This is a genomic window from Frateuria sp. GZRe12 (assembly GCF_051900535.1).
Classification (GTDB): Bacteria; Pseudomonadota; Gammaproteobacteria; order Xanthomonadales; family Rhodanobacteraceae; genus Frateuria_A.
In genome coordinates this window covers 1-14,993 of record NZ_JBHZGI010000005.1, presented here as the reverse complement: position 1 = coordinate 14,993, position 14,993 = coordinate 1, and the positions used below count along the sequence as shown (strand labels likewise).

At 67.2% G+C, this 14,993-nt stretch carries 13 protein-coding genes; 1 reads left to right on the top strand and 12 read right to left on the bottom strand.

What is annotated here, in order from left to right; genetic code table 11:
• Positions 1-98: 98 nt before the first annotated feature.
• From ACFWZ4_RS12185 to ACFWZ4_RS12130, 12 genes are all read right to left on the bottom strand, one after another.
• Positions 99-2,336, bottom strand: coding sequence for a carboxy terminal-processing peptidase (locus ACFWZ4_RS12185; protein WP_439704955.1), 2,238 nt, complete (start codon positions 2,334-2,336; stop codon positions 99-101).
• Positions 2,337-2,343: 7 nt separating this feature from the next.
• On the bottom strand, positions 2,344-3,336 hold the full coding sequence (lipA, locus tag ACFWZ4_RS12180) for a lipoyl synthase (RefSeq protein ID WP_439704954.1): 993 nt from the start codon (positions 3,334-3,336) through the stop codon (positions 2,344-2,346).
• 10 nt (positions 3,337-3,346) lie between these two features.
• Positions 3,347-4,024, bottom strand: a complete 678-nt coding sequence (gene lipB / locus ACFWZ4_RS12175) for a lipoyl(octanoyl) transferase LipB (protein ID WP_439704953.1) — start codon at positions 4,022-4,024, stop codon at positions 3,347-3,349.
• A gap of 215 nt (positions 4,025-4,239) precedes the next feature.
• Positions 4,240-4,530 (bottom strand): YbeD family protein, encoded by a 291-nt coding sequence (locus ACFWZ4_RS12170; protein ID WP_439704952.1) that lies wholly within the window; start codon positions 4,528-4,530, stop codon positions 4,240-4,242.
• Entirely contained in the window at positions 4,530-5,786 is a 1,257-nt protein-coding gene (locus ACFWZ4_RS12165; RefSeq protein WP_439704951.1) for a D-alanyl-D-alanine carboxypeptidase family protein, read from the bottom strand. The genes ACFWZ4_RS12170 and ACFWZ4_RS12165 overlap by 1 nt, the downstream gene beginning before the upstream one ends.
• A gap of 62 nt (positions 5,787-5,848) precedes the next feature.
• Positions 5,849-6,760, bottom strand: a complete 912-nt coding sequence (locus ACFWZ4_RS12160; protein ID WP_439704950.1) for a septal ring lytic transglycosylase RlpA family protein — start codon at positions 6,758-6,760, stop codon at positions 5,849-5,851.
• Positions 6,757-7,761 (bottom strand): lytic murein transglycosylase B, encoded by a 1,005-nt coding sequence (mltB, locus tag ACFWZ4_RS12155; protein WP_439704949.1) that lies wholly within the window; start codon positions 7,759-7,761, stop codon positions 6,757-6,759. The genes ACFWZ4_RS12160 and mltB overlap by 4 nt, the downstream gene beginning before the upstream one ends.
• A 91-nt stretch (positions 7,762-7,852) precedes the next feature.
• Positions 7,853-8,968, bottom strand: a complete 1,116-nt coding sequence (rodA, locus tag ACFWZ4_RS12150; RefSeq protein ID WP_439704948.1) for a rod shape-determining protein RodA — start codon at positions 8,966-8,968, stop codon at positions 7,853-7,855.
• The gene (mrdA, locus tag ACFWZ4_RS12145; RefSeq protein WP_439704947.1) at positions 8,965-10,911 is read right to left on the bottom strand and encodes a penicillin-binding protein 2; all 1,947 of its coding nucleotides are present in this window, start codon (positions 10,909-10,911) and stop codon (positions 8,965-8,967) included. Before mrdA ends, rodA begins: the two co-directional genes overlap by 4 nt.
• 1 nt (position 10,912) lies before the next feature.
• Complete coding sequence (gene mreD, locus ACFWZ4_RS12140) at positions 10,913-11,398, bottom strand: rod shape-determining protein MreD (protein WP_439704946.1); 486 nt, start codon at positions 11,396-11,398, stop codon at positions 10,913-10,915.
• On the bottom strand, positions 11,395-12,333 hold the full coding sequence (gene mreC / locus ACFWZ4_RS12135; protein ID WP_439704945.1) for a rod shape-determining protein MreC: 939 nt from the start codon (positions 12,331-12,333) through the stop codon (positions 11,395-11,397). The genes mreD and mreC overlap by 4 nt, the downstream gene beginning before the upstream one ends.
• A gap of 210 nt (positions 12,334-12,543) precedes the next feature.
• Complete coding sequence (locus ACFWZ4_RS12130) at positions 12,544-13,590, bottom strand: rod shape-determining protein (RefSeq protein ID WP_091340706.1); 1,047 nt, start codon at positions 13,588-13,590, stop codon at positions 12,544-12,546.
• A gap of 243 nt (positions 13,591-13,833) precedes the next feature.
• Between ACFWZ4_RS12130 and ACFWZ4_RS12125 the strand changes: the two genes are divergently transcribed.
• Positions 13,834-14,766, top strand: coding sequence for a carbohydrate kinase family protein (locus ACFWZ4_RS12125; RefSeq protein ID WP_439704944.1), 933 nt, complete (start codon positions 13,834-13,836; stop codon positions 14,764-14,766).
• The last annotated feature ends 227 nt before the right edge of the window (positions 14,767-14,993 follow it).

Below are 14,993 nucleotides of genomic sequence, written 5' to 3'. Positions count from 1 at the left end.
CCGCTTGTCGGGTCGACCGGGGCGGCCCGTCAGCTGCGCGGGTCGGCCTGGAGAACGGACAAAAAAAAGCCCGGCCAAGCCGGGCTTTTTTTCGCGTCTCAGCGCGGTTGTGCCGCCGGTTTCTCCGGCGCCACGACCGCCGCGGTGGAGAACTTGCCGCCGTAAGGGAGCACCTCGGCGGCCAGCTTGGGGTTGCCCTTGATGAGCCCGATCGCGTCGAACAGGATGTGCGCGGTTTCCTGCAGCTCCGGATCCTTGGCGTTCTTGGCTTCCTTCTCCTGCTTGAGCTCTGCCTTGAGGCTGCGCTCGTTGGCGTTGAGGCCATCGTCCAGCGGCGATTCCTCGCCGGCCAGGCTGCCGTCGGTACCGTCGATCGCCTTGTGCCGCGCGCGGAAGTCGGCCTGGATCGCGTCCTGGCGCTTGCGCTCGGCCTGGCGCTCGGCGAGGTTCAGCGACACCGTGGTCTGGTCGCGCATCTTCTTGTATTGCGCCAGTTCGTCCAGCATCAGCTGCCAGGCCGGCGACTTGACCACGCGCGCATCGTGCTTGGACTTCAGCTGCGGCAGGTAGGCGGTGAGATCCGCGACCTGGCTGTACGGCGCCTTCTGGATCTGCGTCCACGGCAGCGCGTTGTCGTAGGTCGACTCGCCGAAATCCTTCTCGTCGCCGTTCTTCGGGAACTGGATGTCCGGCGTCACGCCCTTGAGCTGGGTCGAGCCGCCATTGATCCGGAAGAACTCGGCGATGGTCATCTTCAACTCGCCGTACTGGGGCTTCTCGCTATCGCCCTGGGCGAAGCGGTCCAGGTCCACCAGGTTCTGCACGGTGCCCTTGCCGAAGGTCGGCTCGCCGATGATCAGGCCACGGCCGTAGTCCTGGATCGCCGCGGAGAAGATCTCCGAGGCCGAGGCCGAGCCGCGGTTGACCAGCACCGCCATCGGGCCACTCCAGGTCAGGCCCGACTCGTCGTCGCCCTGCACTTCGACCTGGCCGCGCGCGTCGCGCACCTGCACGACGGGGCCCTGGTCGATGAACAGGCCGGTCAGCTCGTTGGCCTCGGCCAGCGAGCCGCCGCCGTTGTTGCGCAGGTCGACCACCACGCCCTGCACGCCGGCGGCCTTGAGCTCGCCGAGCAGCTTGGCGACGTCGCGCGTGGCGCTCTTGTAGTCCTTGTCGCCTTCACGACGTGCGCCGAAGTCGGAGTAGAAGGTGGGCAGGTCGATCACGCCGATCTTGCGGGTGGCGTCGCCGTCCTTGACCTCGATGATCTTCTTCTTGGCCGCCTGCTCCTCGATGCTGACCTTCTTGCGCACCAGGGTGACCAGTTCGTGCTTGCCGTCCAGGCCGGCATCGGCCGGCAGGATCTCCAGCCGCACGGTGGTGTCCTTCTTGCCGCGGATCTTGTCGACCACGTCGTCCAGGCGCCAGCCGATCACGTCGGTCATCGGGCCATCGGTCCCCTGCCCCAGCGCGACGATGCGATCGCCCACGTGCACCTTCCCCGACTTGTCGGCCGGGCCGCCGGGCACGACCTCGCGGATCTGCGTGTATTCGTCGTGCGCCTGCAGCACCGCGCCGATACCTTCGAGCGACAGCTTCATCGCGATGTCGAAGTTTTCCGCCGCGCGCGGGCCGAGGTAGTCGGTGTGCGGGTCGGTGGTCTCGGCGTAGGCGTTCATGAAGGTCTGGAACGCATCCTCGCCGTCGAGCTGCTTCACGCGGTCGATGTAGCCGGCGTAGCGCTTGTCCAGGGTCTTGCGGATGTCCTCGTCGCTCTTGCCGGCAAGCTTCAGGCGCAGCCAGTCGTTCTTGGTGCGCTTGCGCCACAGGTCGTTTAGCGCGGTCTGGTCGGCCGGCCACGTGGCGTGCTCGCGATCGTAGGCGTAGTTCTCTTCGCGGGTCAGGTCGAATCCCTTCTTGAGCAGGCCGCGCGCGAAGTTCATGCGGTCGATCGCGTGCCGCACGTACAGGTTGAACACACTGAACGGGCCGGACAGGTCCTTGTTCCAGATGGCGTCGTCGAACTTCGTTCTGAGCGGTTCGAAGCGCGCCATGTCCTGCTGGGTGAAGAACACCTTCTCGCCGTCGAGCATGTCGAAGTAGGCCTTGTAGATCTTGGCCGACATGGCGTCGTCGAGCGGCTTGGCGTCGTAGTGGAAGCGCGTGAGGAAGCGCGCGGACAACTGCGCGGCGTCGGCCTGGGTGTCGGTGGACTTCAGCGGCAGCGTGGAAGCCTTGTGGCCCTCCTCGCCCTGCACGGCGGGAGCCTGCGCTTGGGCGTGGGCGGCCGGCAGGACCAGGGCAAGCAGCAGGGCGAGCGTGGGGCGCAGGGTCATGGGGATCTCAGGCGAGTTCGGTGACGCCGGCTGCATGGGCCTGCAGGTCGGCATGGTAGGAGGAACGCACCAGTGGGCCGGAAGCGACGTGATGGAAGCCCATCGCCTCGCCCGCCTCGCGCAGCGCGTCGAATTCGTCGGGAGTCCAGTAGCGCACGACCGGGTGATGGTGCGGCGTGGGCTGCAGGTACTGGCCGATGGTGATCATGTCCACGTCATGGGCGCGTAGATCGCGCAGGGTCTCGATGACCTGCTCGAAGGTCTCGCCCAGGCCCAGCATGATGCCGGATTTGGTCGGTACGTCCGGGTGCTGTGCCTTGAAGCGCTTGAGCAGGTCCAGCGACCACTGGTAGTCGGCGCCCGGGCGCACCTCGCGATACAGGTGCGGGACGGTTTCCAGGTTGTGGTTGAAGACGTCCGGCGGAAAGTCCTTGAGCACTTCCAAGGCCCGCTCCATGCGCCCCTTGCCGCGGAAGTCGGGGGTCAGGATCTCGATCTTGATGTTGGGGCTGGCGTGACGCGTGGCGCGGATGCAGGAAGCGAAATGCTCGGCGCCGCCGTCGCGCAGGTCGTCACGGTCGACCGAGGTGATCACCACGTACTTCAGGCGCATGTCGGCGATCGTCTGCGCCAGGCGCGCCGGCTCGAGCGGATCAGGTGGCTGCGGGCGACCGTGGGCAACGTCGCAGAACGAGCAGCGTCGGGTACACACCTCGCCGAGGATCATGAACGTGGCGGTGCCCTTGGAGAAGCACTCGTGGATGTTCGGGCAGGAGGCCTCCTCGCACACCGTCACCAGCGCGTTTTCGCGCAGGCGCGCCTTCAGTTCCTGCACGGCGTTGCCTTGCGGCAGCCGCACGCGGATCCACGAAGGCTTGCGCAAGGTGGGCACGCTCGAGTCGAACGCGGCGCGGTTGCGGGCGATCTTGTCGTTGCCCAACTGCTTTTCTGGCGCGTCGACCACGCTGATCGGGATGACCCTGGAGGAAATTTCGCTCATCTGCGACTGCCTAGACCGCGGCGCGCGCGGGGAGTTCGGGGAGGACGGGGGCGGCCGGCACCGCGTGGAAGCCGAACTGGCGGCAGAACTGCCCTACCAGCACGTCTTCGACCTGCGCCAACTGCGACGGGCCGCCCAAGTCTAGCACTTGCGTGACGGCCAAACCCTTGTAGCCACAAGGATTGATCCGGCCGAACGGCTCCAGGTCCATCGCCACGTTGAACGCCAGACCGTGGAAGCTGCAACCCCGCCGAACGCGCAGGCCCAGGGCAGCCACCTTGGCGCCGGCCACGTAGACACCGGGGGCACCCTCGAGGCGCGCGGCGTCGATCGACCAGTGCGCCAGCGTATCGATCAGCGCCTGCTCGATGCGGTTGACCAGCTCGCGCACGCCCACGCCGGTGCGGCGCAGGTCGATGAGCGGGTATCCGACGATCTGGCCGGGCCCGTGGTAGGTCACCTGGCCGCCACGGTCGACGGGAATCAATGGAATGTCGCCGGGCGCGAGCACGTGTTCCATCTTGCCGGCCTGGCCCAGGGTGAAGACCGGGTCGTGCTCGAGCAGCCACAGCTCGTCCGGAGTGTCCGGTCCGCGCGCGTCGGTGAAGGCGCTCATCGCCTTCCAGGTGCGCTCGTAGGGCTGGCGGCCGAGGCGGCGGATCAGGAGCGGGCGGGAGTCGGGGGACATGGACGCTACCGGGAGAATGGGGAGCAGATGAGGCGCGCGGGATGGGTTTGCAAGCGGTACGCGGCGCTGTGAAGCCCTCTCCCCTCCGGGGAGAGGGTTTGGGTGAGGGGCGGGGCTCGCGGGGAACCCGGTGGTGAGCTTCGAGGCAAGCTCGGCTTCTCACCCAGCCCTCTCCCCGATCTTTGATGAACAACGGGGGAGAGGGAGCTGGAAGCTCAGAGCGTGTAGCGGATCGCCGGATCGGCGCGCAGCGCGGTGTGCGCACGGTCGTATTGCTCGCGGGTGTCGCAGCGGAAGCTCACGGTCACCGAGATGAACTTCCCCTCACGCGAGGGGCGCTGGCTGACCGTCTCGTGCAGTACGTGCAGGCCCTCGCCCTCGAGGATCTGCGGCACGCGCCTGGGCAGGTCCGCGCTGGCGTCGCCCAGCGCGGTGATCTCGAACTCACCGGGGAACTGGAAGCCCTTGCCTTCCTTTTTCGCCTGGCTGAAGTCGATCTCGTGCATTACTTTTTGTCCGCAGCGGGGGCCGTGGCGGCGTCGTCGTCCTTCTTGTCGCCGTGGAACCACAGCAGGATGGAATCCCACAGGCGCTTGAAGAAGCCGCCCTGCGGGGCCTCGTCGAGCGCCACCAGCGGCGCCGACTGCAGCGGTTTGCCGTCCAGCGTGACGCGCAGGGTACCGACCTGCTGGCCCTTCTTGAACGGGGCGACCAGGGTCGCGGGAATGTCCATGATGGCCTTGAGCTGGTCGTACTGGCCGCGCTTGACCGTCACATCCATCGGCTGGCTGATGCCGAGCGGCAGCGTGCCTGCCTCGCCCTTCCACAGCTTGGGCGTGGCCAGCGGCTTGTTGGCCTCGTACAGCTTGTGGGTTTCGTAGAAGCGGAAACCGTAGTTGAGCAGCGCCATGGCCGAATCGGCGCGCGCCTTCTCCGAGCTCGCACCCATCACGATGGCGATCATGCGCGAATCGCCCTGCTTGGCCGAGGCGGCCAGGCAGTAACCGGCCGCGGCGGTATGGCCGGTCTTGATGCCGTCCACGCTGGGATCGCGCCACAGCAGCGTGTTGCGGTTGCCCTGCTTGATGCCGTTCCACACGAATTGCTTGACCGCAGAAATCGCGTAGTCGTCCGGAAAATCGCGGATCAGCGCGCGCGAGAGGATCGCGATGTCGCGCGCGGTCGTGTAGTGGTTCTCGATCGGATAGCCCGAGGCGTTCTCGAAGTGCGAACCGGTCATGCCCAGCTGCTTGGCGTAGGCATTCATCAGGTTGGCGAAGGCTTCCTCCGAACCGGCGGTGTGCTCGGCAAGCGCGATCGCCGCATCATTGCCGGACTGGATGATCATGCCGTACAGCAGGTCCTTGAGCGGAACCTGGCTGTTGAGCTTGAGGAAGCTGGTCGAACCATCGGTGCCCGCGCCACCGCCGCGCCAGGCATGCTCGCTGATGGTGACCGGATCGGTCATCTTGATCTTGCCGTTGGCGAGCTCGGCCGAGACCACGTAGTCGGTCATGATCTTGGTGATCGAGGCCGGCTCGACGCGCTCGTCGGGATTCTTGCTCGCCAGCACCTGCCCGGTGGCGTAATCCATCAACACCCAAGCCTTGCCGTCCACGTCCGGCGGCGGCGGCACCGGTGCCTCCGGCACGGTCGGGCGCGGCACCGGCGAGGGCTTCGGCGGCGTCTGCTGCGCGAAGGCGGCGCCGGCGATCAGCGCGGCGGCGGCAAAGGTGGTCAGGGTACGGCGGAAAAAGCTCATCGTCGGTATCGATCCCGTTTCTGTGGCCGGCGCCCCGCGCGCCAGCGCGAAAAATGCATCGCTCAGTCTACCGCGACCTGCGGTCGGGGGAGGCCGAGCCGTTCGATCTGGGCGGTCACGCGGTCGGCCTGGTCGACGTCGTCCAGCGGTCCCACGCGCACGCGGCGGATGTTGTGTCCGTTGACCTCCACGTCGGTCACCTGCACCGGCGCCAGCCGGGCCGACCTCAGCCGCGTGGCCACGCGGTCGGCGTTGGCCAGGTCGGAGAATGCGCCCACCTGCAGCCAGATGGCCGGGCGGGCGCTACCCGATGGGACCGCCGCTTGCGCAGTCAGTTCCTGGGGCGGCGCATCGTCGATGAGATGCGCCGGGTCGATCGCGCGCACTTCGACCAGGCCGGTGCCCCTGGGCCAGATGCCGATCTTGACGGCGGCCGCGTAGGACAGGTCGATCAGCCGGTTTTCGTGGAACGGCCCGCGGTCGTTGATGCGCACGATGACGCTCTTGCCGTTTTCCAGGTTGGTCACGCGCGCGTAGCTCGGCAGCGGCAGCGTCTTGTGCGCAGCGCTGAAGGCGTACATGTCGTAGTTCTCCAGGCTCGAAGTCTTGTAACCGTGGAATTTGGCGCCGTAGAACGAGGCGATGCCGCGTTCGTCGTAGCCACGCGCATCGGAGAGCACGCGATAGGTCTTGCCGAGCACGGTGTAAGGCGACTTGTTGCCGTAGAGCGAGCGCGGTTCGATCTTGGGCACCGGCTCGGGAATCTGGCTGACGTCGATCGCCGGCGGCACGCTGTCGTCGTTGTCGCGGTAGCGGCTGGACTGTGGGCGGCTGATGTCGTCGCGGAAGCCGCCCTGGCGGCCTTCCGCGCGCGGACCCGCGACCTTGCCGTTATGCGAGGGCCGCGGATGCGAACCGCCGCAGCCGGCCAGCGCGAGCGCGCATATCGCCAGGACGCCGGCGCGCCAGCTCACGGCACGGCATCCGCCGAGCGCACGCCCGCGGCAATGCCCTCCGCCAGCTGGTGCACGGCCAGCGCATACAGCGGGCTCTTGTTGTAGCGAGTGATCACGTAGAAATTCTGGAAGGTGAACCAGTATTCGGGGCCGTTGCCGCCTTCGAGCACCTGCAGGCTGGTCATCCGGCCCGGATCGAACGACTGCAGCGGCGCGTAGCCCCAGGCCTCCAGTTGCTCCAGTGGCCAGCGCGGCTGCGGGTCGGGGACGTCCAGCGTCCTCGGCGCCGTGTCCGGCTGCGCACGCGCGGCGACCGGGCCGCCGCGCTCCCAGCCGTGGCCGGCGAAATAGTTGGCGACGCTGGCCAGGATGTCCGGCAGCGAACCCTGCATGTCGATGTGGCCGTCGCGGTTGCCGTCCACGCCGAAATCGCGGATGCTCGAGGGCATGAACTGGCCCCAGCCCTGCGCGCCGGCGTAGGAGCCGGTGAGCGTGTCCAACGGACCGGCCAGGTGGTTGGCCGGCAGTTCCAGCAGCACCTTCAGCTGCTCGCGGAAGAACTTCGCGCGCGGCGGGTAATACAGGCCGAGCGTGACCAGCGCATCGAGCACCTTGTACTTGCCGGTGTTGCGGCCATAGAAGGTTTCCACGCCCAGGATGGCAACCAGGTACTCGGGCGCCACGCCATACTGCCCGGCAATGCGCTCGATCAGTTCGCGATGTTCGCGGTAGAACGCCACGCCCTCGTCGATCCGCTTGGGCGTGATGAAGATCGGTCGGTACGCCTTCCACGGCTTGGCTTCGGCGGGGCGATTCATCGCGTCGATGATCGACTGCTGCATCTGCGCGCCGCTGAGCAGCGCATTGAGCTGGCGCGGGTCTTTGCCGGTGTCGCGCGCCACCTCGCGCACCAGTTCGGCCTGGCCGGGATGGACGGTCTTTTCGGCATGTGCCGGCGCGATGGCCAGCAGCAGGGTGGCGAGCACGCCGGGCAGGCGGCACGAGCGAAGAAGGGACATGGGGAACACCGCGCGGATCGACATCGCACCCAAGCCTATCACGCGTGCACGGGCGATCCGGGGCCGAATAGGGGCGACGGGGTGACGCCGCTCAGTCATGCATCTTGCGGTTGGCGTGGATCGACATCAGCACGCCGAAACCGCTCAGCAGGCTGACCGCCGAGGTGCCGCCGTAGCTGACGAACGGCAGTGGCACGCCGACCACCGGCAGCATGCCGGCGATCATGCCGCCGTTGACGAACACGTAGACGAAGAAACTCATCGCGATCGCACCGGCGAGCAGGCGCGAATAGGTGTCGCGCGCCTCCATCGCGATCCACAGGCAGCGGCCGATGATGAACGCGTACAGCGCTAGCAGGCAGACCACGCCGACCAGCCCGAACTCCTCGGAGAACACGGCGAAGATGAAGTCGGTGGTGTGCTCGGGCAGGAAGTCCAGCCGCGACTGCGTGCCGTGCGTCCAACCCTTGCCGAAGATGCCGCCCGAACCCACCGCGATCTGCGACTGGATGATGTGCCAGCCGTTGCCGAGCGGATCGGCCTCGGGGTTGAGCAGGGTCAGCACGCGGTCGCGCTGGTACTGATGCATGAAATGCCACCCGATCGGCACCATGCCGGCCGCGATCCCCACCAGCAGGCCGATGCGCCACCAGGCGACGCCGGAAAGGAACAGCGCGAACGCGCCGGCGCCGGCCACCAGTAGCGCGGTACCAAGGTCCGGTTGCTTGGCGATCAACCCGGCGGGGACGGCGATCAGCAGGCCGACCACGGCCATGTCCTTCCAGCTCGGCGGCAGTTGGCGCGGGTGCAGGTACCAGGCGGCCATCATCGGCATGGTCAGCTTGAGCAGCTCGGACGGCTGGAAGCGCATGAAGCCCAGGTCCAGCCAGCGGTCGGCGCCCCGACCCTCGCCCAGGATCGCCACCACCACCAGCAACGCGGTGCTGCCGCCGTAGAGCCAGGGTGTCCAGCTGCGCAGCACGGTGGGCGGGATGCGCGAGATCAGCAGGAGCAACCCGCCACCCAGCACGAAGCGCGCCGCCTGCCCACCGACCAGGCCCAGGTCCCCCCCACCGGCGCTGTACAGCGTGACCAGGCCGACCGAGGCCAGCGTCACCAGTCCTGCGGCCAGCGGCAGGTCGATCCGGGGCCGGGTCAGGATGCGACGCAGGAAGCGGCGCCCGCGTGCGTAGAGCATGCCGATCATGGCGTCGTGCCTCCCTCGGCCGGCACCGGCACGTCCTCGATCGATTCCGGCGCCGCCGGGACCGCGGCAGCCGCCGCCGATCGGGACGTGGCCGGCGCGCCGCCCTGGGTGGCAAGCCAGGACTCCATCACGGTACGCACGATCGGGCCCGCCGCCTCGGCACCCCAGGCGCCCGCCTCGAGCATGGCGACCACCGAGATTTTCGGATCGTCCGCCGGCGCGAACGCCTCGAACCAGGCGCGATGGCGGGCAGCCAGATAGGCGGTGTTCTTGTTGGTGTCGTAGGCCGAGGTGGTCCGCGAGAAGCGCTCGGCCGTGCCGCTCTTGCCCGCAACCACCAGCGGGAAGCCGATGAATTGCTTGGCGCCGGTGCCGCTGGTCACCACCGCCTCCATGCCCTGCTTGATCACGTCCAGATGGGCCGGATCACTCACCAGCGACGGCCCGGTCGGCGGATTGGGCAGCGGCAGCTTGGGCGAATCGACACCATCCTGGGTGGCCATCACCAGCTTTGGTGCGCGCGGGATGCCCTTTCCGGCCAAAATCGACACCGCATGCGCCAGCTGCAGCGGCGTCACCGCCCAGTAGCCCTGGCCGATGCCGGCGATGATCGTTTCGCCCGGATACCAGGGCTGGCGGGAATGCTCCATCTTCCAGTCGCGCGACGGCAGGATGCCGTTCTCTTCGCCGTCGAGGTCGATGCCGGTCTTGTGGCCGAAGCCAAAGCGTCCCATCCAGTCGCTCAACCGGTCGATCCCCAGATCCAGCGCCAGCTTGTAGAAATACGTGTTGGTCGACTTCTCGATCGCCTTGACCATGCCGACCACGCCATCGCCGCCGCGCTTGTCGTCGCGGTAGCAGCGGGACGAACCGGGGAGACAGAATTCGCCGGTGGAGTAAACCGTGTCTTCCGGCCGGCGGATACCGTAGGCCAGGCCACCCAGCGCCAGGAACGGTTTGACGGTTGAGCCGGGCGGATACACGCCGCGCAGCGCGCGGTTGTACAGCGGCTTGTCCGGCGCGGTGGTCAGCGCCTTGTAGTCGGCGCTGCTGATTCCGTTGACGAACAGGTTGGGATCGAAGCTCGGCACGCTGACCATCGCCAGCACCTGGCCGTTGCGAGGGTCGATCGCCACCGCCGAACCGGCACGGCCGTCGAACGCGGCCATCGTCGCCTTCTGGATGCGCACGTCGATCGAGAGGTAAAGGTTCTTGCCCGGGACCGGTGCATGGGTCTCGAGCACGCGCTGGGTGCGGCCATCGGCGTTGACCTCGACCAGCTCGTAACCCGGCGTGCCGTGCAACATGTCCTCGTAGGAGCGTTCAAGGCCGCTGCGGCCGACGTGGCTGGTGCCCTGGTAGCGGTCCGGATCGAGGCGCTTGAGGTCGTCCGCGTCGATGCGGCCGACGTAGCCGATGACGTGCGCGAACAGGTCGCCGTACGGATAGTGGCGGGTCAGGTAAGGGACCACGTCCACGCCGGGGAACCGCCAGCGGTTGATCGCGAAGCGGGCGATGTCGTCCTCGGACAGGTGCATCTTCAAGGGAACATTCTCGAAGCGACGGCTCTGCTTCAGGCGCTTCCTGAAGTCGGCAACGTCGTCCGGGTCCAGCGGCACCACGGCGCCGATCTGCGCGAGCATGGCATTCATGTCCGGCACCTGCTCGGGTACCACCTCGAGCCGGAATGCCGGCACGTTGTCGGCCAGCAACACGCCGTTGCGGTCGTAGATCAGACCACGCGCCGGCGGAATCACCTTCGGCTTGACGCGATTGTTCTCGGAGCGGGTAACGAACTCGTCGTGACGCATCACCTGCAGATAGAAGAAGCGTCCGGACAGCGCAATGAGGCCGAGCACGATGAGGGCGAAACCGACCAGCGAGCGCCGCTGGAACAGCGCCGCCTCGCCGCGGGAGTCTTTCAGTGCACGCCGCCTCTTCATCTCATTGCAGGCGCAAGCGCATGCGCAGGTCGTCCAGCAGCAGGAACACGAACGGCCACAGCGCGGCACCGACAAAGGGCGAGATCCACCAACTCGCCGGCGGCAACGCGTCGCCGGCAAACACGCGCACGATCGTCAGCAGGATGCGGTCGTTCACAAGCAGCGCAAGCACCGCCAGAGTCTGCTGCCACATCGGGAAGAAGCGCAGTCGCGAGCGGAAGCGCAGCGCGATGAACACCAGCGCGGTCAGGCGCAGCGCCTGCTCGCCCAGAAGCACGCCATCGAGAAGATCGGCCGCCAGGCCCATCGTGAAAGCCAGGCCGAGCGTCACCCGCTCGCCCGATTCCAGCGACCAGTACAACAGCACCAGCGCAGGCCAGTACGGTTTGAACGGCTCGAGCACGTCCGGCAATGGAACGAGCATCGACAGCAGCGCGATCACCAGCGTGCCGATGAACCAACCCAGGGCCAGGCGCTGCCGGTTCATGACTGCCCCTTTGCCGGCGGCGCGGCCTTCGTGTTCCCCGCTCCCGCGGGTGCGAGGTCGGTCGGCGGCCCGGCCGGCGGCACCGGCTCGGGTGGCCCGATCGGCTCGGCCTGGTCATGCAGCAGCAGCACGTCCTCGCTGCGGCTGATGTCCGCGCTCGGTTGGGCCTGTGCTTCCAGGAACATGCCGGTCGCGGCGGGCGCCACCCGGCTGATCTGGCCGACCGGGAAACCCGGCGGGAAGCGCCCGCCCAGGCCGGAGGTCAGCAGGCGATCGCCGTCGCGCACGTCGGCCGCCATCGGGATGGTCGGCAGCACCAGGCGGTCGCCGTCGCGCGAGCCATAGGCGATGGTGCGCAGGCCGGTGCGCTCGATGGTCACCGGCAGTGCGTTGTTCGGGTCGGTGATCAGCATGACCACCGAGGTCGTCGGCAGGGTTTCGATGACCTGCCCCATCACGCCTCGTGCGTCGATGACCGGCTGGCCTTGCTTGACGCCGTCGCGGGCGCCGACGTTGAGCAGCAGGCGATGGCGATAGGCACCCAGGTCGACGCCGACCACGCGCGCCAGCTGCACGTTGAGCTCGAGGCTGCGCTGCGTATCGAGCAGCTCCTTCAGGTGCTGGTTCTGCTGCGCCACCGCCGCCATGCGATTGAGCTTCGCGTTGGCCAGCAGCAGGTCTTCGCGCAGGCGCTGATTCTGGCTGGTCAGCCGCTGGCGATCGGCGAAGGCCACCGAGAGCGTGCGCATACCTTCCACCGGCAGGCCGGCCAGGCGGTACAGCGGCTCGACCGCCACGGCGGCGCCGTAGCGGATACGCCACATCCAGCCGTTGCGATGGTCGAGCACCATCAACACCATCGCCAGCGCGAGGTAGCCGATCAGCCGCAAGGTGCCGGATGAGCCGGCGAACAGGGGCGAGGATTCCTGGCCCATCAAGAGAATCCGAAAAGGAAGGAGCGACGCAGACGGTCGCCATCAAGCGTGGCAGAAGGCACCGGCATGACACAACGGATCTGCCACCCTCCATCGCGGAGGGGGCCGGGGACAGGCGGCCGGATCGGCCTCAGTCCCATGTCGTCAAACACACCTCGCATCTCCCCCGTACAAGCCGCGACCGCCGCGGTGCAGCGGGCGCGTCATGCCTCACTCCGGCGCGAAGAAATCGCTGCCGTGCTGGTCGATCAGTTCCAGCGCCTTGCCGCCGCCACGCGCCACGCAGGTGAGCGGATCATCGGCAACCTGTACGTGCAGGCCGGTCTCCTCGGAGATCAGGCGATCCAGGTCGCGCAGCAGCGCGCCGCCACCGGTCAGCACGATGCCACGCTCGGCCACGTCCGAGCAAAGCTCCGGCGGGGTCTGCTCCAGAGCCGACTTGACCGCCGCCACGATGCCCGACAGTGGCTCGTGCAGCGCCTCGAGCACTTCGTTGGAGTTGATCGTGAACATGCGCGGCACGCCCTCGGCCAGGTTGCGCCCGGAGATTTCGATCTCCTTGACGTTGCTCTGCGGGAAGGCGCAGCCGATCTCGAGCTTGATCCGCTCGGCGGTGGATTCGCCGATCAGCGTGCCGTGGTTGCGGCGCACGTAGTTGATGATCGCCTCGTCGAACCGGTCGCCGCCCACGCGCACGGACTGCGAGTAAACGATGCCGTTGAGCGAAATCACCGCGACCTCGGAGGTGCCGCCACCGATGTCCAGCACCATCGCGCCGCGCGCCTCGTGCACCGGAATGCCGGCGCCGATCGCGGCGGCCATCGGCTCTTCGATCAGAAACACGTCGCGGGCGCCGGCGCCCTCGGCCGACTCCTTGATGGCACGCCGTTCGACCTGGGTCGAGCCGCACGGCACGCACACCAGCACGCGCGGGCTCGGACGCAGCATGCGCGACTTGTGCACCTGCTTGATGAAGTGCTGCAGCATCGCCTCGGTCATGGTGAAGTCGGCGATGACGCCGTCCTTCATCGGGCGCACCGTGGCAATGTTGCCCGGCGTGCGACCGAGCATGCGCTTGGCGTCGCCACCCACGGCGGCCACCGTGCGCGGGCCGCCCGGGCCGCGATCCTGGCGGATCGCCACCACCGACGGCTCGTTCAGGATAATGCCCTGCCCACGCACGTAGATAAGCGTGTTGGCGGTGCCGAGGTCGATGGAGATGTCGTTGGAAAAGATGCCGCGAAACTTCTTGAACATGAGGCCTGGCGCGCCGGCTGGAAAAGGAAAAAGTAAGCGTGTCAGTCTAGTGAGCGGGGTCTACCCACGCAAGCGCGAAGACGTTAAGAAAGCCTTGTAGAACGCGATGATGCGCGCATTTCCTGAGCCTCCCCGCCGCCTCATCCGACAAGCGACTGTCGCCTTGCGCGAAGCGTCGCGCTACGATTGCAGGGTTTGCCGGACGACTACCCGTCCGAGCCGCTCACTGGGGTTTGATCGAACATGTCAGCCGTCATCTGCGGTTCTCTGGCCTACGACACCATCATGGTGTTCCCGGACCAGTTCAAGAACCACATCCTGCCGGACAAGGTCCACATTCTGAACGTCTCCTTCCTCGTGCCGCAGATGCGGCGCGAGTTTGGCGGCTGCGCGGGCAATATCGCTTACAACCTCAAGCTCCTGGGAGGCGACCCGTTGCCGATGGCGACGGTCGGCCAGGATTTCGGGCCCTACCGAGAACACATGATCCGCTGCGGCATTCGTCTCAATGGCGTGCGCGTGTTCGAGGACCAGTTCACCCCACAGTGTTTCATCACGACGGACCTGGACAACAACCAGATCACCGCTTTCCACCCGGGAGCCATGTCCAGTTCGCACCACAACCACGTGGGCGACGTGGCCGATGCGCAGTTCGGCATCGTGGCGCCGGACGGGCGGGAGGCGATGCTGCAGCACACCGAGGACTTCGCGGCGCACGGCGTGCCTTTCATTTTCGACCCGGGCCAGGCGATGCCGTTGTTCAACGGCGAAGAGTTCCGCTCGATGATCGGGAAGGCCAATTACGTCATCGTCAATGACTACGAGTCGCAACTACTACAGCAGCGCACGGGTTGGAACGCAGAAGAGATCGCCAGCCGCACCCAGGCCTATATCGTGACGTTGGGACCGCGCGGTTCGTTGATCCACACTGGCGGACAGGTCATCGAGATCCCTGCGGCCCGCGAGCGACAGGTGGTCGATCCGACCGGTTGTGGCGATGCGTACCGGGCGGGCCTGATCTTCGGCATCATGCGCGGCTACGATTGGCCGACCATCGGCCGCATGGCGTCGCTGATGGGGGCGCTCAAGGTCGAGCATCCGGGCACGCAGAATCAACGCTTCACCTACGACGAGTTCGCCGAAGCCTTCCGCGAGCAATTCGACTACGCGCTTTGATGCCAAATCCGGTGCGCGGCACCGCCGCGCGCCGGAGGTCACCACCGCCGAGCAAGGCATCCAGGCATCGCAACCGCGCGAGGCAGCCAGCGCTGCTTCAACGCGATGCACCGACCAAGCGGTGTCCCGGTCCGGCCCTGCGGTTTTGGTGTTCGGGTTGCCCGGGTGGGCGCCGTGCCGCGACCGCAGATCGCCGGCCGTACGCAGGGCGCCGCTACGGGCATGGA